We start from the raw sequence: 24,393 nt of genomic DNA on the forward strand, positions 1-24,393 counted from the left end.
GGCACCTTCGGCACCTTCGTGAGGAGGTGCAACGGCAGCTGCGGCATTCCTCCGCTGGATGGCTACCGCTGGCCGGGATGCCTCGGGGCCTTCGGCTAGCAGCATCTCCGCGGTGATCGTGGGCGGCTGCGGCGACGGCGCGGGCCGATCTTCACGTCCTGGACGTGCCGGGGAGCGCTGTCATCCCGCCCTCGTTTCACGTCCGGGCACGATCGGCACTGGACGCACGGCTGACCGTCGCCAAGTGCGCTGCTGCTGTTCCGCGTTGTCTTCGAAAACGTTGTGATTACTCGACGCGTGTTGGTGCGGATGATTGTTGTTCGTCCTCGCTGGGCAGGTGGATGTCGTTGACGGCGATGTTGACTTCCACGACGTCCAGTCCGGTCATGCGTTCCACGGCACCGATGACGTTGCGGCGCACCGCGCGTGCCAGATCGACCAGTGCGGCGCCGTACTCCACGACGATCTCCAGGTCGATCGCCGCCTGTCTCTCGCCGACCTCCACGACGACCCCGGAGGTGTGCGAAGAACTGGCTCCGGGAATGCGTTCCCGGAGCGCCCCGAAAGCCCGGGCCATGCCACCTCCCATGGCGTGGACCCCGGAGATCTCCTGGGTGGCGATGCGGGCGATCTGCTGGACCACCGGGGCCGCGATCGTCGTTTTGCCCCTCGTGGTCTCGTCGGCGTGGTCGGCGTGTTCCACGCTGCGGCCCTCGGTCACCGTCCAGCCTGATTCGTGCGGGTGCTCTGTGTGTCGATGCCCTGCTGTGTCATTCCAACCCTCCTCGACACTCGTTGGGTGCGCCGGCTCGGCTCGTGTGCCTTGAGCGACGGCCGAAGGAATGCGGCGTGAGAACGTCGTTCCGGCGAAAGCCGAAGGCTGGGCGGGGATGTTCGTGGGGCGGCCCCGGTCAGGCCCGTTCGCCGGCTTCGCGTAGGTCAGCGGCGTAGACCGCTGCGGCTGCCTGAGCGAGTTGTGCCCATATCGCGGCCTCGGTCAAGCGTGCCTGCCTGATCTCCCCGGTGGAATGTTCCTTGGCTTGCTGCAGGCATTGCTCGGCCGATCCCGCGTACTCCTCGGGTTTCTTCATGGCGCGCTCCTCGTTCGTTGCGCATTGAGGTGCCGCTTCGGGGCGCCTCCCAGTACACGCCTGGGCCGCATCCTCGGGTCCAGAGCCGGGCCAGCACGGTGATCTGTGGGAAGAGAGCCGACCTGCTTAGCCGTCGGAGTCTTCGCCGGCCCCGGCGATCATGCGGGGTTCGTCGCTTCGGTCGACGCTGATGCGGCGGGGTTTGGCCTGCTCGGCTACCGGGATCCGCAGGGTCAGGACCCCGCTGCGGTACTCGGCCTGGATGCGGTCGACATCCAGGGCTCCGCCGAGCTGCAGTTGCCGGGCGAACGTTCCGGTGGGGCGTTCGGCGACCACGTAGCTGACTTCCGAACCGCTGGACTCGGTCGGGCTGCGCTGAGCACGCACTGTCAGTGTGTTGTGCTCGGCGATGATTTCCAGAGACTCGCTCTCAATGCCTGGTAGGTCGAACTCGACGACGTACTCCTCACCGCAGCGGTAGACATCCATCGGCATGGGCTGCGGCGCGCGGGCCGCGCTGAGCACCTCATTGGCCAACCGGCTGATGTCACGGAACGGATCGAACTGCAGTACCGGCATCGCACACCTCCTTCCGAACACAAGCCCTCGGGATTTGCCGCACCCGGATAGCGGCCTCAGGTGCACTCTTGGTGGCGGGGTGACGTCCTTGCTGACACATGACGCAAGTCGACTGCTGAGCAGAATTCTAGTCCGGCAAGGACAGATCTTTCCATGCACAGCTACGCATGTGGCAGATGCGCATGCGAGCGCCGCCTGGGGATGGCCGCTAACATGCGTGAATTGATGACGTCACGGTCACTCGTTGGTCAGCCACTGGCACTCGAGTCGTGATCCTCGATCGTGTGCGGCTCGCACCAGCGTGGCATGGACTCGGCGGCGTGGGGCGGCTACTGACCGCCCGGCTCCCGCGATGGGTCTGCGACGAACCTCGAATCGTCGCCGTGCACCCTTCCTCCATCGACCTCGACAGCCACCAACGGCGAGACGACGAAGTCTTTATCCCTGCCATGCAACAGGTCCGTCGAACCTGGGCCTCACTTGGGTTCGAACCCTTCACCGATGACCTTTGGATCAAGGCCCCACGTTCGTCAGCCCACGACAAGGCCGTCGCTGCCATCAGCCAACGCATCGGACTGCGGTGCGGCATCCACCACCTCCCCACTGCTCGTAAAGCCATCCCGCGGCAGCGGAATCAACACGGAACCCCGATCGCCGAAAACGATCTCAGTCCCCTGCATCTAGCCCTAATCCCGACAATCTTCATGAACACAAGGACGACAGAATGCACGAACCGCGAAGCGCTGGCGCCATGGGAGCGGATTTTCCTTATACGTTGCCAACGATGTGCTACATCGAAGTTACAAGCGACGGGGCGGTCACCTGGGGAGCTGACCCCGGCGCTTACAAGCGAGCACCGTCCGGCGCGAGCCGCCTCTACGCCGTATGGCCAGGCCAGTGGTCCAGCCACCTGTTCGCTATCGATGACCTCGATCAATACGCCCGGGCCTGGGAATCGTTCACGACGAGAAGCGGACCGGTTTGGCCGAGCACAAACACCAGGTGCAATGCTCGGGGAGCCCTGCGAGGACGAACCGAACGGCCCAGACCACGGCCTGAACGCCTTCGAGATGCCTTCGACGGACGCCTATCCGCCAGCAGGAAGTAACTCAACAAGATCAGGTTGCACCGTTAGGATCTTGATATACCCGTGCAGGGTCCTTCGGCAGTAGCGTCGGCGTCCGAATGGCCGCACTGTTGGTGAAGCGGTTACGTCGACGCTGGCTGGTGGCCGCAGAGTGCAAACGCGGTTACTTCCCGGACGGGTCAGCCGGCGATCTCGTCCGGAATCCGAACGGAGCGTCCTCATGAATGCTTGGATCACCGCCGGCATCGTTGTCCTGGTGGTGCTGTTTCTGGGTATGTCGGTGAAAGTCATCAAGCAGTACGAGCAAGGTGTGCTGTTCCGGCTGGGCAGGGTGAAGGGCCCGCGGATGCCGGGTCTGCGGCTGATCATCCCGGTGGTCGACAACCTGCGTCGGGTGTCGCTGCGGATCATCACGCTGCCGATCCAGTCCCAGGGGATCATCACCCGGGACAATGTCAGCGTCGACGTCTCGGCGGTCGCCTACTTCCGGGTGGTCGATGCGGTGAAGTCGGTCGTCGCGATCGAGAACGTTTATTCCGCGATCGACCAGATCGCTCAAACCACACTGCGGAAGGTCGTCGGTCAGCACAGCCTGGATCAGACCTTGTCCGAAACCGACAAGATCAACGTGGACATCCGCAAGATCCTTGATGTGAACACCCTCGAGTGGGGTGTGGAAGTGACGCTTGTGGAGCTGAAGGACATCCAGTTGCCAGACACCATGAAACGCGCGATGGCCCGGCAAGCCGAGGCCGAGCGGGAGAAGCGAGCGAAGATTATCAATGCCGAGGGTGAGTCCATGGCCGCCGCGGCGCTGGGCGACGCGTCGGACACGATGATGGACCACCCGCTGGCGCTGCAGTTGCGTAACCTGCAGAGCCTGGTCGAGATCGGAGTGGACAAGAACACGACCGTCGTGTTCCCAGCGCCGCTGATGAGCACCATTGGTGAGCTCGGCTCGTTCCTGACTCGCGAGGCGGCTGCGGCGAATCCGCAGGCCGACGTCTCGACGGCCACCACCCCCACACAGCCTCGAGTCACGCGGCCAGCGCAGGAGGAGGCTCCGGCGACTGGCGAACCTGTCCCGACCCCGCGGTAGGCATGAGCTTTCATAGTTCAAGGCGGCGAGTCCTGTGTCAGATTCCACGGCCGGTCCGTTCGTCGGCGCTCCCGCGACGATCGTGTGCCGCAGCCGGACAGTTGCCCGGAGTTCGTCGCCCAGTGCGTCATGCGACGGTGGCAGATGGCCAAGTCTGCCCTGACTCAGCCTGTCCGGTCTGCGGTCGGGGTCGTGTCCGCCGCTGCGCTTCCCGTTGTGGACGTGTTGCGCATGCTCGACGTCTCCGGGGATGGCTTGTCGGGCACGGACGTCGCGCGGAGGCAGGCTTTATACGGTCTGAACGCGGTGTCCTCGCACCAGGCGCGGCTGTTGCTGGTGCTCTGGCACCAGTTGCGGTCACCGCTGCTCGGACTGCTGCTGGTAGCCGCGATCGCGTCGTACTTCGTTGGTGAGCGCAATGACGCGGTCATCATCGCCGTGATCGTCGCCGTGTCCGTCGGGCTGGGATTCGTCAACGAATACCGGGCCGAGAAAGCGGCCGAGGCCCTGCACTCCCAGATCCGCCACTCGACCGTGGTCGTCCGTGATGGACACCCGGACTCGGTGGACGTCACCACGCTGGTACCGGGAGATCTGGTCGAGTTGCGGCTCGGCGACATAGTTCCGGCCGATCTCCGGCTGCTGGAGGTCTCCGGTCTGGAGTGCGACGAGTCGGCTCTGACCGGTGAGTCACTGCCCGTGGACAAGAACTCGGCCGCGGTGCCGGACGGAACACCGCTGGCCGAGCTCTCCGGGTGTGCGCTGATGGGCACCGTGGTGCACGCCGGCAGCGCCCGAGGGGTCGTGGTCGCCACCGGTGCCAGCACCGAGTTCGGCACGATCACGACCGGTCTGAGCACCCACCAGCTCGAAACGGAGTTCCAGGTCGGGCTGCGGAAGTTCTCGATGCTGCTGGTCTACGTCGCCGGAGCGCTCACCACGTCGATCTTCGTGATCAACGTGGTCCTGGACAAGCCGATCATCGACGCGCTGCTGTTCTCCCTGGCCATTGCGGTCGGTATCACCCCACAACTGTTGCCGGCGGTCGTGTCCACCAGCCTCGCCGCAGGATCGCGGCGGATGGGCCGGCGCAAGGTGCTGGTCAAAAGGCTAGTGTGCATCGAGGACCTCGGCGACGTCGACGTGTTGTTCACCGACAAGACCGGAACGCTCACCCAAGGCCACATCGATTACATGCGCGCCGTACCAGCCGGCGATCACCACCACGACACGGTGCTGCGGTGGGGGATGCTGTGCACCGAGAACACCACGGCCGAAGGCCGGCCCGTCGGTGGAAACCCACTAGATCAGGCACTATGGCAGTCTCCGGCCGCCGCCGGCGAGCGCGCCGCGCTTCGTGACTACACGCGACTCGCGGTGCTGCCGTTCGACCACGAGCGCCGCATGATCTCCGTCCTCATCTGTGACCGGGGCGGCCGGCCGATGGTGGTCACCAAAGGAGCGCCCGAGAGCGTCCTAGAACGCTGTGCCGACGTGCCTGCCGCATCCCGGGACGCGCTGGCAGCCGAATTCGCCGCGGGCAACCGGGTAGTCGCCGTGGCTGTCCGCGCGGCCACCGCCGACCAGTTGACGGCCGCGGACGAACACGATCTGCACCTCGTGGGACTCCTGGTGTTCCGCGACCCGCCCAAGCACGACGCAGCCCAAGCACTACACAGGATGGCCGAGCTCGGTATCGCTGTCAGGGTTGTCACCGGCGACAATCCCGCGGTCGCCGTCAAGGTCTGCCGTGACTTGGGGCTGGGCGAGGGCGGCGCGCTGACCGGCTCCGACATCGATGCTCTCGATGACGATCAGCTCGCCGAAGCGATCGCGCACACCACCGTGTTCGCCAGGGTCAGTCCCGAGCACAAGGCCCGCATCGTGCGCGTTCAACGCCGCAGCGGTCGAGGAGTCGCCTTCCTCGGCGACGGCGTCAACGACGCGCTCGCCCTGCACGCCGCCGATGTCGGTATCTCGGTCGAATCGGCCACGGACGTGGCCAAAGACGCCGCCGACGTGATCCTGCTGGAGAAGGACCTCGGCGTCCTCGCCGATGGTGTTGCCGAGGGACGCCGGATCTTCGCCAACACCATCAAGTACGTGCTGATGGGCACCTCCAGCAACTTCGGCAACATGGCCTCCGCCGCGGGCGCGTCGCTGTTCCTGGTATTCCTGCCGATGCTGCCCTCCCAGATCCTGCTCAACAACCTGCTCTACGACACCAGCCAGCTCGCCATCCCCACCGACACCGTCGATGAGGAGCAGCTTCGCCGCCCATCGCACTGGGACATCGGGTTCATCCGCCGCTTCATGATCTGCTTTGGGCCGCTGAGCTCGGTGTTCGACTTCCTCACCTTCGGCGTCATGCTGTGGGTGTTCCACTCCGGCCCCGAGCAGTTCCATTCCGGCTGGTTCGTCGAGTCCCTAGCCACCCAGACCCTGGTGATCTTCGCGATCCGCACCCGCCACGTCCCGTTCTTCCGCAGCCACCCCAGCCTGCCCCTGACCCTCGCCGCACTCGGAGTCGTCACCGTCGGCGCGTTGCTACCCACCACACCGCTGGCCAACGTGTTGGGCTTCCAACCGCTGCCGGGAGGGTTCTTCGCCGCACTGGCAGGCATGGTCGTCGGCTACCTCGCACTGATCGAGATCGGAAAACGGATCTTCTACCGAGTCACACCCGCCGCACCACCCACACGGCCGCGCTACAGCCGACACCGCCACACGAAGCGTCGCGCCGCCTACTTCAGCACCGCCAGAAGCCAACCGAGTCTGTCGCCCACCGGACGATGAGGGGTCGGTGGGCACGTGGGAACAGGGTGCAGCGAGTCGAAGTGACCGTTCGGGGCGGTTACCGACCGGAGATCATCCGTATTGCCTCGGTTGGTCGTTCACCCGCCATGACACCACTCCGACCCGCTCCTTGAGGGCGACTTCTACGAAGGCGGACAACGGCGGGACCGGCGGCGTAGCTCGGGTGACGCCGTGGAGACCGTGGGCGAACCGAACGACGCATGTCCGGGCGGCGCGGGGCGGGGCAGTGACGTCGCCGAGTTGGTTCGGATGGTCAAGCAGCGTGGTTTGCTCGATCTCCGCCCCGTTTACTACGCGGTGAAGATGGCCTTCAACGGCGCAGCGTTGGCGCTCGGCGCGGTGGCGTTCGTCTTGCTCGATGATTCGTGGTGGCAGTTGGTCACTGCGGTGGTCTTGGCGGGAGTGTTCACTCAGCTGGCCTTCATCGGGCATGTTGCCGGGCACCGCCAGATCTTCCGCTCCCGCCGGGCCAACGACCTGATAGGTCATGTTCACGGCTGCCTGACGGGGATCAGCTACGGCTGGTGGGTCGGCAAGCACCATCGTCACCACGTCAATCCGAACCACGAGGATGCCGACCCCGATATCGAGATCCAGGCGCTGGCGTTCACCGCCGGGCAGTCCCGCACCAAGCGCGGCGCTCTCCGGTGGATGGCCAAGTACCAAGCGTTTTTGTTCTTCCCTCTCCTGATGCTGGAGGGGATCGTTCTGCACGTCCGCAGCATCCGGGCCGTGCTACGGCAGGAGGTGAAGGCGCACCGAGTGGAAACCGCTCTGCTCGCCGCTCATGTGGTCGGCTACCTGGTGGTGGTGTTCCTGGTGCTCTCACCGCTCAAGGCGGTGGTGTTCATCGCGGTACATCAGGGGCTGTGGGGCGTGTACATGGGATGTACGTTCGCACCCAACCACAAAGGCATGCCGACCCTGTCCGCGGCCGACAAGCTGGACTTCCTGCGCAAGCAGGTACTCACCTCCCGCAACGTCGCGGGGGCCGGTTCGTGGACTTCCTGCTCGGTGGCCTGAACTACCAGATCGAACACCACCTGTTCCCCAGCATGCCACGGCCGAACCTGCGCCACGCCCAGCCGCTTGTGCACCAGCCGCGGAGTGCCATACAGCCAGTGCGGCCTGTTCCATTCCTACGCACTGGTCCTGCGGCACCTGCACGCCCTCAGCGCACCACTGCGACACCCACCGGCGCCGCAGCAGTGCTAGACCGACGACCCGTTCCTCCCTCGATCGGGGCCTACCGGACCGTGAGCAGGTGACCGCCGTCGTTTTCCCAACGGGCTTCCGGTGACTCCTCGGTTGCCTTCGGATCATCGGCCAACAGGTCGTGGGGAGAGGCGACGCCGTCCTTTTCGGACGCCTTGGCCAGGACCGCGTTCCCGCGAAGTTCACTCATCTCCGCGGGGATGAGCAACAAGACCATACGGTGCCCGCTCGAATCCCTCAGGCTGACCGTGCGCTGATCGAGCCCGTGGAAGCCTTCGAGGCGTACCTGGCGTCCGTTGACGCGGACTTTCCTCGGCGCCGTTTCCCAAGCGGTCAGGTTGTAGCCGAGCTTGGTCATCGGCCCCGAGGTGGCGGTGAGTGCGGTGAGCAGCGACGTGAACTCGACTGCTGGGTTCGTCGAGCGCGGCCACCAAGCGCCGTCGACGAATCCTCGTGCGCTCGTTGCCGGCTTGAGCATGAAGCGCGGAGCGGTGCTCGGGCGCGGCTGGTCGGGTCCCATGGTGGAACTCCTTCCCGGTCGACCAACGACCGGTACTGACCCCCGGGACTGTGGAGCCGGACTGCTCACGTTGCCGAGAACCTCGTTGACCTCAGACTACGCCGAATGCCCTTGATCAGGGGCGATAGCGAGGGTTCGCGAGCGGTCGGGGTGCTCGCTCCCGCTCCGGGTTGCCGGCGAGGGCACGGTCACCGAGCGGACGATGGGGGTAGCGGTGTTGCCCGAGGAGGTGGCCGTGATGGTCAAGCAATGGACTCGAGGGCAGGACTGGCTAGTCTGACAGTGGGAGTGCTCGCGGTGCTCTCATCTCTGTGGGGCGCGGCCTCGACCGCAGCGACCGCGACACCCTGATCGTCCTAGGTGTGCTGCTGGCCGCGTCGGCGATCTGGTCGCTGGTCAAACGACCAGCGGGTGCACATGGCGCTCGTTGCACTCCCGGTGATCTCGCCTTGGATCGTGGGCTACAGCACCGAGCCGGCATCCGCGAGCAGCGCATGGTCCCTCGGAGGGTTGGCAGTCGTTCTGGGGACCGCCGCTCTGCCTGCATCCACCTGGTGACCCCGGCATCCTGCCGGGGTCACCAGGTGGATGCCGCGGCTCGTCGCGTGCCATGCACCGCCGTCCGGCTCGTACCGGATGCGGAGGCGGAGCGGCCACGTCCCGTGGACATCAGTTCTCCACCGCGGACGGCAACAGCGCTCCGTCCTTCGTGGACAGATTTCGGGATGTCGAGTCCCCCGATCCGAATGGACCTCCCGCCTCAGACCGCCGAGTAGCCGGGGGGAATCTCACTAATAGATAACCCTTGAGTTCCCGGAGGGATGTTCCGTCGTCGGGCGGCCTGGACCAGGCTGTTCTTGCTCGTTCGGGTGGTTGGTTCGTGTTCTGACTCAACTTCAGGTTCCGTGAGCCGATGTCACGTCTGTTGATGTTCTTGCGGTCGAGCTGAAGTCGGGGAGGCGTGGTGGGGCTTGCGGTCGTGCGGGATCTGCGCGAGATGCGCGAGCCGTTGGGCCCGGAGGAGATCGCGCGGTTCGAGACCGATGTGTTCGCCGGGTTCGTGTTGGCCCGCTCGGCGGCAGGCTTGGCCGATAACACGATCCGTTCGGATGTCTGCCATCTAATTAGAGCAGGTGCGTGCGTGGTTCGGCCGACCGTTGTGGGACCTGCAACCGTCCAACGTGGACTCCTATTTCGGCACGGTGCTGCGGGCGATGCCGCCCAACACGCGGATGGCGCGGGCGCAGGCGATCAGGACGTATTTCGAGTTCGTCGAGCTGCGGCACAAGGTGGAGATCCACAACCTGACCGGCCGGGTCGTGGAATGCCCGATCGACGAGGTGAACCGACCCCGCGGCCGACGCGAGGCGAAGCTGCGGATCCCGCCGTCCGCTGAGCAGATCAGGACGCTGTTCGCCGGGTGGCGCGGCGAGCTGGCGACCTGCCGCAAGTTCGCTCCCACCGCGCGTAACTACGCCGCCGCCCGGCTGATGTCGGAGGTGGGGTTGCGGATCAACGAGGTGCGCCACTTGGATTTGGCCGACATCAAGTGGGACCTGGGCCCGTTCGGCAAACTCCATGTCCGACACGGCAAAGGCGCCCGCGGCTCCGGGCCCCGGGAACGCATGGTGCCGCTGATCAATGACGCAGGCCGGACCCTGCGGTGGTTCGTCGAGGACGTGTGGTGCCAGCTCGGTGACGACCCTGCCCGGCTGGGCGCTCCGTTGTTCTGCTCCGAACGCAAGAACGCCGACGGGACCGGTGCCAGGGTGGGCAACGAGGTGCTGAGGGCCGGGTTGGCTACGGCCGCCGCCGAGCACCTGCCGGACTGGTCGGACCGGTTGACACCGCATGTCCTGCGGCACTTCTGCGCCAGCGAGCTCTACCTGGGCGGCATGGACTTGATCGCCATCCAAGCGACGCTCGGGCACGCCTGGATCGCCACAACTATGAATTATGTTCATGTTCATCGGACGCATGTCGAGGACGCATGGCTGGCCGGGCAGCAGCGGGCCGCGCAACGGCTGAAAGGACTGAGCATATGAGGTGGAACCTGCGGCTGGCTGCCGCCAACCGTGGTATCTGGAAGGCCAGCGAGCTGCAACGGATGCTCGCCGAGCACGGCCTGATGATCAGCGCTGGGAAGATGTCCGGGCTGTGGTCGGGCAGCCCGGCCAGCGTCAAACTCGACGAGCTGAACATCATCTGCGCAGTCCTTGGTTGCGGTGTCGAGGTGTTGCTCATCCCAGAGCCCGACAAGGTCGACCGGCCCGCCCCGCAAGGCGAGTCGACCGCTGCGACCGGTACCAGCGGCGCCGCCGGTGTGACGGTCACGCCGAAACGCCGGGACGGCCGCTCGCTGCCGCCCATGTGAGCCGCGTGGTCACCATGCCCGAACGCCGACACGCGATCGACAAGACGGCGGAAAGCTGCCCCACCTGCCTGGCCTGGGGCGTGCTGTATGGCGGATATTGCCGCGCCTGCTACGACTTCCGCCGCCGCCATGCCCCCGGCCGCTGCGCGGTCTGCGGCCGGCACGTGCCGCTGAAGCACGGCTATTGCAGGCTGTGCTGGTTGCAGGCCGGGGTACTGGCCGACGATCCTCACGTCGTCACCGACGCCGACCTGGCCACGGTCACCTGCCACCAGCTGGCCTTCGCCGGCATGACCAAGATGCGCGGCCCGCGCTCCGGAGTGCGCCAGCGCGCTGGCCAGCGAGCCCAGACCAGTGCACGAGTCACCGACCTCGTGCTGGCTGCGCCCCGGCCCGCCGATGGCGGGCAACTGCAGCTGCACCTGCCCGGCCCGCAGCGAGCCTTCGACTGGGAGTTGCACGCCGAATTGGCCAACCCGGTCCTGGTCCGGGTGCGGCGGATCGCCGACCAGCTGGGGCAGGCGCACGGCTGGAACTCCAAGCTGGTCGCCGAGCTGGGCCGGGCACTGGTCATCCTGCTGTCCGGACATGCCGAGGGGCGAAGCGTTCTGCTACTCGCAGCTGGTTGACATCCTGCATCGCTACGGCGTCAGCATCGACCGTGTCGCCGAGGTCCTGGATCGGGCGGACCTGTTCGTTGACGACCGCGTCCCGGCGTTCCAGCACTGGCTGGACGGCAAGCTCGCCGAACTCGCGCCCGGCATCGCCGCCGACGTCCACGACTGGGTGCGCACTCTGCACCACGGCGGGCCGCGCAGCCTGCCCCGCAAGATGGGCACGACCCGCCGCTACGTGCGCGCCGTCCACCCCGTGCTCGTGGACTGGTCCGCCCGCTATGCCCACCTGCGCGAGGTCACCGTCGCCGACGTCGCCGCCGTGATCGAAGCCCTGCAAGGACATCGCCGTCGGCAAGCCGTCACCGGGCTGCGGTCGTTGATGCGGCACTGCAAGAAGACCGGCACCATCTTCGCCAACCCGGCCGCTCGACTCCGGGACCGCAGCAACCGCGACGACCCAGTGATCCTTCCCTTGTCTCCCAACGAAATCGACGACGCTACGCAGGCCGCGACCACCCCCGCCGCCCGGCTCACCTTGGCGCTGGCCGCAGTGCACGCCGCCCGCCCCGACGCCATCCGCAAGCTCCGGCTCGACGACGTCGACCTCGGCAACCGGCAGCTCACCATCGCCACGGTGACCCGACCGATGGACCAGCTGACCTACCGGCTCTTGCTCGACTGGCTCACCTACCGGCGTGACCGTTGGCCCCACACCGCCAACCCCCACCTGATCATCAACAAGCAGACCGCGAACACGACCCGGCCGGTCAGCGACAACGCGCTCACCGGTCCGTTCCGTCGCCGAGCCGCCACACTGGAGGCCCTGCGCGTCGATCGCCAACTCGACGAAGCCCTCACCCACGGGCCGGACCCTCTCCACCTGGCCGCCGTGTTCGGGCTCGACGAGACCACCGCCATCCGATACAGCGCCGCCGCCCGTAATCTCCTGCACAGCGCCCACCACGACACCGTGGGTTGAGCACGAACCCAAGGGTCCAACCGCCCCACACAGCCCGAACACCCTTGGGTTCCCGCTGAGAATCCCTCAGTTCGCCTGAACTCCGGGCAGAGGCCGGAGCCCCCTAGTAAGTACCGGTAGTGGTTGATCCGGAGTTCATCGCGCAGAGTCTCCTTCTCGTGAGTGTTCGGGTTCTGGACCAGTTGCTACCGAGGAGGTTGTTGTGCCCCATGACAGGGTGCTTACGCGCGGTGATCGTCGTCGGAACGAGCGGTTGGCGAGGTTGCGGTCGGTTGTGCGCCGCGATTTCGCGGTGGTCGCGGTCGACCTGGCCTCGGCGAAGCAGGCGGCGGTGGTCACTGATCACGATTCGCAGGTGCTGGGCCGGCGCATGTTCAGCGGGGACGCGTGGGTGATCGACAAGATTCTCGACTGGGCCGTACCGCAGGGTCCCGGCAAAGTCGGGTTTCAGTATGTCAGGAGCAGTTCGATGGGCCGGTTGAAATCGCGGGCGTGATGTCGGCAGGCGGCGGCGATGTTCGTGTGGCCGGCGAGTCGGAACAGGCTGATGGCGATGTTGCGGAGGCTGGCCATCACCTGGGGTGCGTGGCCGGTGCGGATCTGGCAGCGGTCTTCGTCGTAGGTTACGTCGCGGACCCAGTGCAGCCCGTTTTCGATCGACCAATGTCCGCGCAACCATGTGGCGATCTGTTCGGGTCCGGCGTCGGTGACGGTGAGACTGGTGATGGCGTAGATGGTTTCGCGGGTGCGTTTGCCGGCCTTGCGGTTGGTGCGGGTCCGGGTGAGTCGCAGGACCTGAGCGGCGCCGGGGAATCCGATGCCCGTGGTGAGTTCGGTCGCTTTCAGGGTGCGGGTGTCCTGGCGGCCGTGGCCGCGTTCGCGAGTCACTGACATGGAGGGAATGTCTTTCCAGGGCAGTGATTTCAGTCGTTTCCTTAAGGTGGGCTGGTTGGCTTTCACTGTGAGGATGTAGTGGCCGCCCCGATCGCGGATGATCTGGGCGGTGTCGCGCTGGCAGTGCATGGCGTCGGCGGTGATGACCGCATTGGTGATGTCGAGAGTGCCCAGAAGCGCGGCCAGTACAGGAATTTCGTTGGTCTTGGCGCCGACGGCGACCTGGGCGAGCACGGCTTTGCTGCGCTGGCACAGCCCGGAGAGCAGATGCACCAGCTTCCCGGCGGTGTCCTTGGCTCCCTTGACCGTTTTCCCGTCGAAGGCGATGACCCGCCGCCCGCTGATCGTGCTGGTACGCAGCCACATCCACGCACTGATCTTCTCGTCGAACACATCACCGGGAAGTCGTTGCAGTACACGACGGATCGTCGATTCCGACGGCGGCCGGCGACCAACGCCCAGCCGGACCAGCGCACCCGCTGGTACATCGGTGGCCCACTCGGCGATCGCCGTGAACGAGCGTGCCCCGGCCAGCGTGGCCGCCAGCGCAATGGCCAGCACCACCGCCAGGCGGTGCCGCACACCCCGGCGCTTGCGTGGATCGACCACGTCCGTCAACACCTCCAGCAATCCCTGGAGGACCGGCGATCCGGCGTCCGTGACGGATGCGGGCTGGGCAGGGCCTGACTCGATCGGGGTTTGAAGGGCAGGAGATGATGAGAACGCGGGCACGGCGACAACTTCCTGACGATCATTGTTTGGCGACTTCGATCATCACCCTGTTATCGCCGTGCCCGCGCTCACGACACGCCGTTACCGCAGGTCAACCCATCACATCAAGACTTTGCCGCAGCCCTGGGGGTTGAACTGTTCGAGTTTGAGCAGCAGCCGGGTGCCGGTCTGGGTGCGAGCCAGCTCGAACAGTGGGGTGTGGCCGATCAGGTCGGAAACCCGGGTGACAACACTGGGTATGCGCACGATCGCTTCCTTGTCACGTGACGGGAGGGGCGCTCAGCTCGGGATCTGGTCGAATCGCCAGCGCAGCCGGCTTTCGTGGTGATCCAGAACGATCTTCGGTGGCAGTGGGAGTTCGTGGAAAGGGGATTCGTTCTGCTCGGCGGACTGGCGCTGGTCCTGACAGTGCTGGCGTCACTGGTGCTGGGAACGTGGTGGGCGCTACGGCCCCGCGGGGTCGCGGCCAAAGCGGTGAATCCACTGTCGACGATGGTGATCGCGATTCCCGAGTTCGTCGTCGCGACAGTGCTCGTACTGGCGCTCGCCCTGTGGGCCGACTGGTTGCCGGCCGTAACACTGGCCTCAGCGGAGGGCACACCGACCGACGCGACGATGCTCGTCCTGCCCGTTCTCGCACTAGCCATCCCGCAGACCGGATGGAACACGCGCGTCGTCCGGGCAGCGCTGGTCGAGGCGTCCGAGCGGCCCCACGTCCATGCCGCGATCCTGGACGGATTACCCACCCTTCGGGTAGTCACGCGGCACATCCTGCCGACAGCGATACCGACCATCGCCGCCTCGATCGCCACCACCGTCAGCATGGTGCTCGGTGGTGCCGTGGTGGTGGAGACGATCTTCAATTATCCAGGTATCGGCTCAGTGGTGGCGAGTTCGGTAGCCGACCGCGACGCCACGCTGATCGCCGCGGTCATCGCCCTCACCGGCACGGCGATCATGCTGGTGCTGGTGCTCGCCGACGGACTGCGCGCCTGGTCTTTGCGGGGGCGGCGATGAGCGATTCGGCCACCGATACCCGTCGTGTCTGGCCAGTGGTCGTGCGGGCTCTGCCGGCGCTGCTGATCGCGCTGCTGGCAGCAATAGGACCCTGGGTGGCACCGCATCCCGTCGATGACGCAACGCTGATCCCCTACGAGCCCCCCAGCGCCACGGCGCTGCTGGGAGCCGACCAAATCGGACGAGATGTCCTCAGCAGACTGCTCGCCGGCGGTTGGGGGCTGCTTCTGGTCGCGGCGATCATCGCGCTCGGAGTCACCTTCCTCGCCGCGGTACTGGGCACCGTCGCCGTCCTGCGCCCTGGCATCGGATCCCTGCTGCAACGGGCGACCGACCTGCTGATGCTGGTCCCAGCGGTGCTGGCGATCATGCTCGTCATGCTGTCCTGGCCCGAGTCCGGAACAACCGGCCTGATCCTGCTGGCCATCGGCATCGGCACGCCCTACACCTGCCGGGTGGTCACCGCCGCGGCCTCAGGAATCGCCGCCTCCGGCTACGTGGAGGCCGCGATGGCCGGTGGCGAACGCCTCTGGTCGTTGGTGTGGCGCGAAGTGCTGCCCAACCTACGCACGACCCTGATCACCCTGTTCGGGCTGCGTTTCGTCGAGGCGGTCTACGTCGTCAGCACCGCCGCGTTCCTGCAACTGCCCTCCTCCCTCGGGGCGTCCAACTGGGCGCTGATGGTCCGGGAGAACGCGGCCGGAATCCTGCTCAACCCGTGGGCCGTCCTCGCTCCCAGCTTCGCGATCGGGTTGCTCGCGATCAGCGTCAACCTCCGTGCTCGACCATGCCCGGCTGGCGCTGCAGCCCGGCCGGATCACAGCGCTCACCGGACCGTCCGGCTCCGGCAAAACCACTGTGCTGCGGGCCATTCTCGGCGACCTCTCACCGGGCCTGTCGATCACCACAGGGGCGGTCACCGTCCTGGGGCAAGACGTGTTCTCCCTCGCCCCCAAGCAGTTGCAGCAGTTCCGCCGCCAACACCTCGCCTACGTCGGGCAGGACCCCGGAGCCGCGCTCAACCCGACCATGAGGATCAGTGCCCTGCTCGCGGAAGCGGCCGGCAGCACCGATCGTGCCCTGCTCGCCGCCACTCTCGACAAGGTCCGGCTCCCGCACAGCTATCTGCGACGCCGCCCCGGTGAACTCTCCGGCGGCGAGCAACGCCGCCTCGCCCTGGCGCGCGCGATCGCACGCCGAGTCGACGTGCTCGCCGTGGATGAGCCGCTGGCTGGGTTGGACGCCGCGCTTCGTGGCGAGATTTGCGGGCTGCTGCGGCGAATCGCCGAGGAACACGGGACCACGATCGTCGTCAGCGGACACCACGTCACGGCGCTGACCGAACTCGCCGATGACGTGGTCGACCTTGCACCCCAGCGCACCGCGGTGCCGGCTCCGGCGCGGGCCGCGGCGCCGGGCCGCCGTGAGCACGCGCACCACGACACTCCGTTGCTGCGCGGAGAATCCCTCGGCGCCACCATCAAGCGAAACCGCAGGGCCTTGCTGAACGATGTCGAGTTCGCGGCACACCAAGGCCGGGCTACCGCGATCATCGGTGCATCCGGTGCGGGGAAGACCACCCTGGCGCGAGTCCTGGTCGGCCTCCACCACGAATGCTCCGGTCACCTGCGACTGGCTGATGAGCTGCTTCCTCGGCGAGCTCTGCGACGTTCCCGGGAACAACGCCGAAGGCTCCAGCTCATTCCCCAGGACCCGCTGTCCACGCTCAACCCGAACCGAACGATCGGCGCCGCGCTCACACGACCGCTCGCACTACATCGATCCCTTGCCCAAGCACAGCGGACGACGAGGATCGAGGAGCTGCTCGCCGAAGTCGGCCTGTCCGCCGACTTCGCCCAGCGACATCCCCACGAGCTCTCCGGCGGGCAACGTCAGCGCGTGGCCATCGCGCGTGCACTCGCCGCCGAGCCCGACATCCTCATCTGCGACGAGATCACCTCGGCGCTCGATGCCGGAACCGCTGCCTCGATCGTGGAACTGATCGACCGCACCTGCGCGTCCAGGGGGCTTGGCGTGGTCGTCATCTCGCACGATCTGCAGTTCGTGCGCGACTTCTGCGATGATGTTTTCGTCCTGCACCAGGGCGAAGTCGTCGAGACCGGGCCGAGTGCTCGGGTGCTCAACACACCTGAGCATCCAGCAACAGCCGCTCTCCTTGCCAAAACGCGCGTCACCGCGTGAGCAGGCAGCCAGGATCGGCCTGCCGCCCGTTTTCCACCTGGAATTTCAGGAGACAGCGGTAGGCAGGCACCAAAAAAGGTCAAAGCGGTCGGCACCACATCGGTGGCCCGGACATCGAACCTCGACGTGTAGCGACGACTCGATTAGTCCAGGGCTGCCCGGTCTTCGGCACGATTCGACCGAGCGCATACCGGATGCTAAGCACGGACGGGAAGCCGATGGCAAGGGCCAGCGGCAGGTCCAGTTCTGCATAGGCGCCCCTTCGGACGGCAGGAACAGCCTGGAACAACGGATTGGATTCCAAAGCAGTGCGTGCTTGCGGCGTGTTGCAGGTAGCCGTTGAGGATCTTGCTGGTGGTCTTAGGATCTTCCTCGGCGACCGCTCCTTCGCGCGGTACTTCACGTCGTTGGTCAGGAGCGACTTCATGGCGCTGGTCGGTTCGAGGTGCGTTCGACTTCCCCGGCGCCGAGCGCTCGGCTTGGGAACGCATCTGCTCCAGCTGACAGTCACCCGGCCATCGCGTGGTGGTGCAGAAAGGTGGCGGCCATCTGGGGCAGGGACGGAGGGGCCCGTTGGGTGTTGGTCGTCGCGGTGGGCAAGGATGTTTACCGACGTCATCGGCGGCTACGCCCGCAGGATCCGACTTTCCTCGTCACCGGGGAGGGCGAATGAAGCTCACCTCTTGGCCGTCCTCGCCCGCCATTCGTACCTCAGCGGTCATCGCTCTGGCAGGAGCGGGGTTGTTCGCCGGGCTCACCTACGACGTCGCCGAACATGGAGAATCCGCTCATTTCGACCATGCAGTCCAGGATCTCGCGGTCACCCACCGGACCGGCTGGATGACCGCGGCGATGCAAGCGGTCACCTGGTTGGGGTCCGCCGTTGTCCTCGTACCGCTGCTTGTGGTGGCCACTGCACACCTCCTCATCGCGCGCCGAGCCCTGCGGGCAGCAGTTCAGATCTGGGTGGCCTACCTCGGCGCCGTTGCCCTGTACACCATTGCCAAGGCAGTTGTCGAGCGGCCTCGTCCGCCAGTAGGCGAGCTGATCACCAACGCCAGCGGAGCCTCCTTCCCGTCCGGCCACGCCACCCAGGCCATCGCGACGTGGGGAACGCTGGTGCTCGTGCTGGCGTGCGCTCGCGTACCTCGCGTCCGTACCGCGCTGCTCATCGGCACCACGCTCATCGTGGTTCTCATCGGTGCATCCAGGATCTACCTCGGCGCGCACTGGCTCACCGACGTTCTCGCGGGCTACGCCCTGGGAGGCGCCTGGATCGCACTCCTGTTCGTGATGGTCCTCTGGTCGCGCTCACGGGACGCCTTCCCACCCCCGACCACCGGGCCGAACGGCCAGTACTGACGTTCCCAGGCAAGTGCACGCCAACGAGCCGGCTGAGGCAGCCGTCTACGCCGGCCGAGCGGATCACGCAACAGTCCACCTGGGACAAGAGCCGACTCGACGACGGTGTCCGGATCCGCCCCTCCGGCGCGGTTCGGTCCCGCAGCGGGGCGCACGAGAGCGGGCCGTCGTTATCCTGCACGTATGTTCCGGGTTCTGGTGGTGGAGGATGACCACACGATCGGCCAAGCTCTAGAATCGAGCCTGGGTTCGCACGGCTACGACGTGTCCTGGCAACGCGCCGGGCAGGACGCACTGGAGTATGCCGGCCGTCGGGCCTTCGACCTCGTGCTGCTCGACCTCGGCCTGCCGGACCTGGACGGTGTGGAAGTGTGCCGGCGACTGCGCGAGGTGCAGCCGCAATGCGTGCTGGTAATCCTGACCGCACGCCACGACGAGATGGACGTAGTCGTGGGCCTGGAAGCAGGAGCCGACGACTACCTCACCAAACCGGTCCGCCTCGGCGAACTGCTGGCGCGCATTTGGGCCCATCTCCGACGCGGCCCGGCCTCTGGCTCCCAAGCGGTCATCACCGTCGGCGGCTTGCGCATCGACACGGCAGCCAGGCGCGCGAGCCTCGCCGGCCAGGAGGTGTCGCTTCGGGCGAAAGAGTTCGACCTGCTGGCTCGCCTGGCCGCGGAACCAGGCGTGGCCCTGAGTCGCGACACGCTGATGACCGAGGTATGGGACGAGCACTGGTACGGCTCCAGCAAGACCCTCGACGTGCACATAGCCGCATTGCGTCGAAAGCTCGCCACTGCCGCGAGCTCTCCCCAGCACGTGCCGAAGATCGCGACGTTGCGCGGCCACGGATACCGGCTTGAGAACACGACGAGCTGAAGACCGAATAGAGCGAGGAGTCGACCGTGCGAAGTCGCATCGTGACGCTCACGGTCTTGGCAGCCGTGCTGGCGATCGGACTCTTCGGTCTGCCACTCGGCATAGCCGTCGCGCGCTACTACCTCAATGACGAGCGCGCCGAGCTGGAACGCACTGCCGAGGCAACGGCGCTGGCCGTCGCGGCCGAACTGATCCGCAACCAGCAGCCTCTCCTGCCGCCTCCGACCGAATCGGACGCGCGACTCGCCTTGTACTCGCAGGCTGGACGGCTGGAGAACGGCGATGGTCCCGCCGCCGCCGACGAGACGGTCATCGCCGCGCAGCGCGGCGACTTGACCACCGGCACTTTCAGGGACGAGCTCGTCGTGGCGGTCCCGGTCTCCGACGGTGGCACCGTCACGGGCGTGGTGCGTGCAGCCACCGCCTGGACCGCCGACGGGCTCATGGCCGCCGAGTTCCCCGAACCCCGGTGGGCCGTCCCCGGAATCTTCTCCGAAGGCGTCAACGTCCTGGCCGGGCCACCCAAGGTCGGCAAGTCCTGGATGTCTCTCGGCCTGGCGCTGTCCGTTGCGGCCGGAGACCAGGCGCTGGAGTCGATCGACGTGCAGCCCGGCCCCGTGCTCTACCTCGCGTTGGAAGACACCCCGCGCCGGTTGCAGACCCGCATGGGCAAGCTTCTCGGCGGCAAGCCCGCCCCACCGGGTCTCACCCTGGCCACCGAGAGCCCCGCGTTGCCCGCCGGGGGCGATCAGGCCATCGCCGGATGGCTGGAGCGCCACCGGGACGCGCGGATGGTCGTGCTCGACGTGTTCGCCAAGATCCGGGGCGTCCCGCCCGCGGGCATGTCCGCCTACGACGCCGACTACGCCGCCGTGTCCCGTGCGAAACGCATCGCCGATCACTACGGCGTCGCGATGGTCCTGGTCCACCACGTCCGCAAGATGGGCTCTGAGGACTTCCTCGCCGAAGTGTCCGGCACCAACGGCATCGCCGGGGCCGCAGACGCCGTCCTGGTCCTCAAGCGCGGCCGGAACCAGGCCGACGGCGTTCTCAACGTCACCGGCCGCGACGTCGACGAAGCCGAATACGCGCTGTCCTTCCAAGCCACCACGGGAAGTTGGCAGCTGCTCGACGGACCCGCCAGCGACCACACCCTGCACGACACCCGCGCGACCGTCCTGCGATTCCTCCGCGACAACCCCGGAAACGGACCGACAGCCATCGCCGCCGGGACCGGAATCAACCTCGCATCGGTGAAACAGACCTGCCGACGCATGGCCGACGACGGCCAGCTACGCGTCATGGCCGGCGGCAAATACAGCTCCGCCGACGGCAGCACCTGAGCACCGTGTCACCACTGTCACTTTGTCACCGAACCCCGTTTGACCAGCACTAATTGCGGTGACAGTCCAAACCCCGTATGTCACCGCCACAACAGAAGGATGTCCACTGTGAACAGCGCAAAGCGACCCCCGATCGGTGTTTCCCTCTCCACCGACGTCGAACACCGCCCCGGCCGACGCTTGCCGTTTCGTGCCTGCGTCCGGTGGGTCGATCCCCATACCCGCAAGCGGCCTTCACTTTCCGAGTCCTGCCTGACCGAAGAACAGGCCGCCGTCTGGATCGACCGCATGCAACGTGCGGCATCCGCCGGGATCGACCCGCTGACAGTCAACATGAGCCTCGCGGAATACGGCGACGCGAACATGACGCTTGCTCTTCGTGGTGTCGAGGTGAAAACGACCGATCCGTACCTGGCCGGGTGGCGAAAGCGGGTCATTCCAACGCTCGGTCACATTCCGGTCCGGATGATCACCAATGGCGCGGTCGACCGGGCCGTACATGGCTGGATCGCCGACGAGCACAGCCTTTCCACCATCAAGAACACCCTTGTCTTGCTTGTTCGCGTCATGGAACAGGCCGTGCGTGACGGCATCATCGACATCAACCCGGCGCGCGTCACCGGCTGGCAGCACGAGTTCCGCCAGGCCGAAGACGAACTGGATGACCCGCGTTCCCTCGCGCTTCCGGACTGGGAGTCGCTGAAGCGCCTTGCCGATGCTCTTGTCGCCCGCTCGTCCAATGAGTACGCGGGTTGGGGAGATGTGGTCCTCTTCGCCGCCTGCACGGCCGCCCGCATCGGCGAGGTGTCCGGCTGCCGGGTCAAGGACCTCGACACCACGGAATGGAAGTGGAAGATCCGGCGACAGACCACTACGGCGCCCGGCGGGCTCATCGACAAGGGCACCAAAGGCAAGCGCGCCCGGACGGTGCCGCTCATCGAGGAGATCCGCGGACTGGTCTGCAGGCGGATCGCCATGACCGACGGGAGCCCCGACGCGCGCCTGTTCACCGGGCCACGGGGCGGCCGGATCACCACCGCAGTACTGCGCGACGCGACGCACTGGGACGAGGTGGTGAACAAGCTCGGCTACGAGCACCTACGTCGGCACGACCTGCGACACACGGGGCTGACATGGCTTGCAGATGCTGGAGTGAAGGTGCACGACCTCCGGAAGATCGCCGGTCACGCCTCGCTCACCACCACACAGCGATACCTGCACAGCAACGAGCAATCCGTCACCGATGCCGGCGCTTTGCTCTCCAAACACCTGCGCCGGTCCCCAAGTGGTCCCCAACTCCGAGCCGTATAACCCAGCGTCGTCATCATGATTCAAGCAGCGAAAAGGCCGGTTACCTGGGATTTCTCCGAGGTAACCGGCCCTCTGAATTGGGTGGAGCTGACGGGATTCGAACCCGTGACCCCTTGACTGCCAGTCAAGTGCGCTACCAGCTGCGCCACAGCCCCTTGTTCTGTTTTCCCGAAGTGTTCGGTTCGTTCGGCGTTCTTTTCCCGAACCGCTCATCTCGTTGTGTGAATACAGTACAACAGGCCTCCGGAGGGATTTTCAGGGGGGTCCCCCTCTTGGATCTACCCAGGGCTCCGGTCGAGCTGCTACACCCGGGGGCGTGGCGACAGCACAGCGCGTGCGTCCTTCGCTGGTGGCTCCCGAGGCCGAGGGGGCTGATCCCGAGAGACGCCGTGAACTGCAGGAACATTGGTTGCGCAGGTTGGTCGACCGGCTGCTGGCCGCTGGCGGCGTGCAGGCCGGGCGGCTTCGGGACTGCGGCGTCTCGGCGGGCTCCGACGTGCGGCTCGCCGATTTGCACCGGTTGCCGTTCGTCTCCAAGCAGGACTTCTGGGATCACTACCCGTTCGGGCTGCGCACCGCCGCCGACGAGGACGTCGTCTGCGTGCACGGCACGTCCGGCACGTGGGGGCGGGCGACGCTGGTGCCGTACACCGCGCGTGACGTCGCCGTGTGGGCGGAGGTGATGGCGCGGGCATTGGGCGGGGCAGGCGTGACGCGGCGCAGCTTCGTGCACTGCGCCTACGGGTACGGCCTGTTCACCGGTGGGCTCGGCGTGCACCACGGGGCGACGCGGATCGGCGCGACCGTGCTTCCGGTGTCCAGCGGCGCCACCGACCGGCAGCTCCGGTTGTTGCTCGATCTGCGCCCCGATGCGTTGTGCTGCACCCCGTCGTACGCGATCTACCTCGGCGAGGCGTTCGCGTCGACCGGGATCAGCGCCGAGCAGTTGTCGCTCCGGGTGGGGTTGTTCGGGGCCGAGCCTTGGACCGAGGAGATGCGGTTGAGCATCGAGGGGCTACTGGGGTTGCGGGCGCTCAACATCTACGGGCTCACCGAGGTGATCGGCCCGGGTGTGGCGTGCGAGTCGTTGGACTCCGAGGGACTGCTGAACATCGCCGAGGACCACTTCTTCCCCGAGGTGGTCGATGCGGACGGCGAGCCGCTGCCGGACGGCGAGGTCGGCGAGTTGGTGTTCACGACGTTGACGAAGACCGGCGCTCCGCTGCTGCGCTACCGGACCGGCGACCTGGCCGCGCTGGCCGGGCCCGTGCCGGGCTCGGCGCGGACGCTACGCCGGATGAGCCGGGTGCTGGGCCGCACCGACGACATGCTGGTCGTTCGCGGCGTCAACGTGTTCCCGTCGGAGATCGAAGCCGTGCTGCTGGCCGATCGTCGGGTGGCACCGCACTACCTGATCGTCGAGGACCTCCGCGACCGGTCGCGGCCGGAGCTGCGGATTGCCGTCGAGCCGCAGGACCCGCACGACGACACCGACCTCCTGGCGGACCAGCTCACGGGCGCGCTGCAGGCGCGGCTCGGCATCACGTGCATCGTCCGGGTCCTACCGCCTGACCACATCCCACGCGCCGAATCGGGCAAGGCCCGGCGGTTGGTGCGCTGGGAGCACGACGGCGTCGTGCCGCTACCCGGCCTGGAGTGATCGCAAGGCTTGCGCCGCCACCTGCAGGTCCTCGACGAACCCCTGGTACGCCGCCTCCCGGTCATCGGCGCGGAGGATCGCCGACGGGTGGATCGTCGCCACCACCTGGGCTTCGTGATCCGGCAGGCCCAGCACGGTGCCGCGTTCCTTGGTGATCCGGAACGACGTGCCCATCATCGCCTGGGCCGCGGTCGCGCCGAGGCAGATCACCAGGTGCGGCTTGACCACGCGCAGTTCGGCGTCCAGCCAGGGGCGGCACGCGTTCACCTCGGTTCGGGACGGTTTCTGGTGGATGCGCCGCTTCCCGCTCACGCGCTCGAACTTGAAGTGCTTGGTGGTGTTGGTGAGGTACACCTCGCTTCGCCGGATGCCGGCCTCCTCCAACGCGCGGTCCAGCATCCGGCCGGCCGGTCCGACGAAGGGCTCGCCCTTCCGGTCCTCCTGGTCGCCCGGCTGTTCGCCGATCATCACGACCCGCGCGGTCTCCGGGCCCGCGCCGAAGACCGCTTGGGTGGCGTCGCGGTAGAGCCCGCAGCCCCGGCAGTCCTGCACCGCCTTGCGCAGGCCCGGCAACCGGGCCTGCGGTCCGACGAACTCCTCGGCGCCGGACATGGC

Annotated in this window: 21 protein-coding genes, 1 tRNA gene and 2 pseudogenes; 16 read left to right on the forward strand and 8 right to left on the reverse strand. The window is 66.7% G+C overall.

The genetic code is table 11. From position 1 onward, the window contains the following. Positions 1 to 286: 286 nt before the first annotated feature. The 3 genes from DL519_RS24710 to DL519_RS24720 all read right to left on the reverse strand — a co-directional run bounded on the left by DL519_RS24710 (position 287) and on the right by DL519_RS24720 (position 1,670). A complete protein-coding gene (locus DL519_RS24710) occupies positions 287 to 721 on the reverse strand; it encodes an Asp23/Gls24 family envelope stress response protein (protein WP_190818315.1) in 435 nt (144 codons plus the stop codon). Positions 722 to 911: 190 nt separating this feature from the next. Beyond that, positions 912 to 1,091, reverse strand: a complete 180-nt coding sequence (locus DL519_RS24715; RefSeq protein ID WP_190818317.1) for a hypothetical protein — start codon at positions 1,089 to 1,091, stop codon at positions 912 to 914. Positions 1,092 to 1,217: 126 nt separating this feature from the next. Continuing rightward, positions 1,218 to 1,670 (reverse strand): Hsp20/alpha crystallin family protein, encoded by a 453-nt coding sequence (locus tag DL519_RS24720; protein ID WP_190818319.1) that lies wholly within the window; start codon positions 1,668 to 1,670, stop codon positions 1,218 to 1,220. Positions 1,671 to 2,977: 1,307 nt separating this feature from the next. Between DL519_RS24720 and DL519_RS24725 the strand changes: the two genes are divergently transcribed. The 3 genes and pseudogenes from DL519_RS24725 (at position 2,978) to DL519_RS24735 (ending at position 7,888) form a co-directional block, all read left to right on the forward strand. Then, positions 2,978 to 3,856 (forward strand): slipin family protein, encoded by an 879-nt coding sequence (locus tag DL519_RS24725; protein ID WP_190818320.1) that lies wholly within the window; start codon positions 2,978 to 2,980, stop codon positions 3,854 to 3,856. A gap of 144 nt (positions 3,857 to 4,000) precedes the next feature. Continuing rightward, positions 4,001 to 6,652, forward strand: a complete 2,652-nt coding sequence (mgtA, locus tag DL519_RS24730; protein ID WP_190818323.1) for a magnesium-translocating P-type ATPase — start codon at positions 4,001 to 4,003, stop codon at positions 6,650 to 6,652. Between the two features lie 270 nt (positions 6,653 to 6,922). Continuing rightward, positions 6,923 to 7,888, forward strand: a pseudogene (locus tag DL519_RS24735) (fatty acid desaturase family protein). Positions 7,889 to 7,919: 31 nt separating this feature from the next. Here DL519_RS24735 and DL519_RS24740 read toward each other — a convergent pair. Next, a complete protein-coding gene (locus tag DL519_RS24740) occupies positions 7,920 to 8,408 on the reverse strand; it encodes a DUF5994 family protein (RefSeq protein ID WP_190818325.1) in 489 nt (162 codons plus the stop codon). A gap of 1,133 nt (positions 8,409 to 9,541) precedes the next feature. On the opposite strand from DL519_RS24740, the gene DL519_RS24750 reads away from it, so the two are divergent. The 5 genes from DL519_RS24750 to DL519_RS24770 all read left to right on the forward strand — a co-directional run bounded on the left by DL519_RS24750 (position 9,542) and on the right by DL519_RS24770 (position 12,874). After that, positions 9,542 to 10,453 carry a tyrosine-type recombinase/integrase gene (locus DL519_RS24750; protein ID WP_223839497.1) on the forward strand — a complete coding sequence of 304 codons (912 nt, stop codon included), beginning with the start codon at positions 9,542 to 9,544 and terminating at the stop codon, positions 10,451 to 10,453. Beyond that, a complete protein-coding gene (locus DL519_RS24755; RefSeq protein ID WP_190818330.1) occupies positions 10,450 to 10,782 on the forward strand; it encodes a helix-turn-helix domain-containing protein in 333 nt (110 codons plus the stop codon). Before DL519_RS24750 ends, DL519_RS24755 begins: the two co-directional genes overlap by 4 nt. A gap of 5 nt (positions 10,783 to 10,787) precedes the next feature. Further along, positions 10,788 to 11,411 (forward strand): hypothetical protein, encoded by a 624-nt coding sequence (locus tag DL519_RS24760; protein WP_190818332.1) that lies wholly within the window; start codon positions 10,788 to 10,790, stop codon positions 11,409 to 11,411. Next, entirely contained in the window at positions 11,371 to 12,378 is a 1,008-nt protein-coding gene (locus DL519_RS24765; RefSeq protein ID WP_223839499.1) for a hypothetical protein, read from the forward strand. The genes DL519_RS24760 and DL519_RS24765 overlap by 41 nt, the downstream gene beginning before the upstream one ends. Before the next feature lie 274 nt (positions 12,379 to 12,652). Next, complete coding sequence (locus DL519_RS24770) at positions 12,653 to 12,874, forward strand: hypothetical protein (protein ID WP_190818334.1); 222 nt, start codon at positions 12,653 to 12,655, stop codon at positions 12,872 to 12,874. Here the strand turns inward: DL519_RS24770 and DL519_RS24775 are convergent. Next, on the reverse strand, positions 12,826 to 14,004 hold the full coding sequence (locus tag DL519_RS24775) for an ISAs1 family transposase (RefSeq protein ID WP_223839500.1): 1,179 nt from the start codon (positions 14,002 to 14,004) through the stop codon (positions 12,826 to 12,828). The two genes, DL519_RS24770 and DL519_RS24775, sit on opposite strands and share 49 nt — an antisense overlap. A gap of 99 nt (positions 14,005 to 14,103) precedes the next feature. Then, positions 14,104 to 14,250, reverse strand: a complete 147-nt coding sequence (locus tag DL519_RS24780) for a hypothetical protein (RefSeq protein WP_223839501.1) — start codon at positions 14,248 to 14,250, stop codon at positions 14,104 to 14,106. Positions 14,251 to 14,325: 75 nt separating this feature from the next. On the opposite strand from DL519_RS24780, the gene DL519_RS24785 reads away from it, so the two are divergent. From DL519_RS24785 to DL519_RS24815, 7 genes and pseudogenes are all read left to right on the forward strand, one after another. Continuing rightward, positions 14,326 to 15,021: an ABC transporter permease gene (locus DL519_RS24785; protein WP_223839503.1), complete on the forward strand. Its 696-nt coding sequence runs from the start codon at positions 14,326 to 14,328 to the stop codon at positions 15,019 to 15,021. Further along, positions 15,018 to 15,782 (forward strand): annotated as a pseudogene (locus DL519_RS50360) (ABC transporter permease); the annotation flags it as partial. The gene DL519_RS24785 and the pseudogene DL519_RS50360, both read left to right, overlap by 4 nt. A gap of 16 nt (positions 15,783 to 15,798) precedes the next feature. After that, positions 15,799 to 17,223: an ABC transporter ATP-binding protein gene (locus DL519_RS24795; protein ID WP_223839505.1), complete on the forward strand. Its 1,425-nt coding sequence runs from the start codon at positions 15,799 to 15,801 to the stop codon at positions 17,221 to 17,223. Positions 17,224 to 17,892: 669 nt separating this feature from the next. Further along, entirely contained in the window at positions 17,893 to 18,585 is a 693-nt protein-coding gene (locus tag DL519_RS24800; protein ID WP_190818342.1) for a phosphatase PAP2 family protein, read from the forward strand. Positions 18,586 to 18,768: 183 nt separating this feature from the next. After that, on the forward strand, positions 18,769 to 19,464 hold the full coding sequence (locus DL519_RS24805) for a response regulator transcription factor (RefSeq protein ID WP_190818344.1): 696 nt from the start codon (positions 18,769 to 18,771) through the stop codon (positions 19,462 to 19,464). A gap of 26 nt (positions 19,465 to 19,490) precedes the next feature. Next, positions 19,491 to 20,807 carry an AAA family ATPase gene (locus DL519_RS24810; RefSeq protein WP_223839507.1) on the forward strand — a complete coding sequence of 439 codons (1,317 nt, stop codon included), beginning with the start codon at positions 19,491 to 19,493 and terminating at the stop codon, positions 20,805 to 20,807. Between the two features lie 99 nt (positions 20,808 to 20,906). Then, a complete protein-coding gene (locus DL519_RS24815; RefSeq protein WP_223839509.1) occupies positions 20,907 to 22,118 on the forward strand; it encodes a tyrosine-type recombinase/integrase in 1,212 nt (403 codons plus the stop codon). An 82-nt stretch (positions 22,119 to 22,200) separates the two neighbouring features. Here DL519_RS24815 and DL519_RS24820 read toward each other — a convergent pair. Continuing rightward, positions 22,201 to 22,273 (reverse strand) — tRNA-Ala (locus tag DL519_RS24820). A gap of 254 nt (positions 22,274 to 22,527) precedes the next feature. Between DL519_RS24820 and DL519_RS24825 the strand changes: the two genes are divergently transcribed. Further along, complete coding sequence (locus DL519_RS24825; protein WP_223839511.1) at positions 22,528 to 23,778, forward strand: phenylacetate--CoA ligase family protein; 1,251 nt, start codon at positions 22,528 to 22,530, stop codon at positions 23,776 to 23,778. Here DL519_RS24825 and DL519_RS24830 read toward each other — a convergent pair. Then, on the reverse strand, positions 23,761 to 24,390 hold the full coding sequence (locus DL519_RS24830; RefSeq protein ID WP_190818350.1) for a UdgX family uracil-DNA binding protein: 630 nt from the start codon (positions 24,388 to 24,390) through the stop codon (positions 23,761 to 23,763). The genes DL519_RS24825 and DL519_RS24830 overlap by 18 nt on opposite strands. Positions 24,391 to 24,393 lie beyond the last annotated feature (3 nt).

Source organism: Saccharopolyspora pogona, assembly GCF_014697215.1.
GTDB lineage: Bacteria > Actinomycetota > Actinomycetes > Mycobacteriales > Pseudonocardiaceae > Saccharopolyspora > Saccharopolyspora hattusasensis.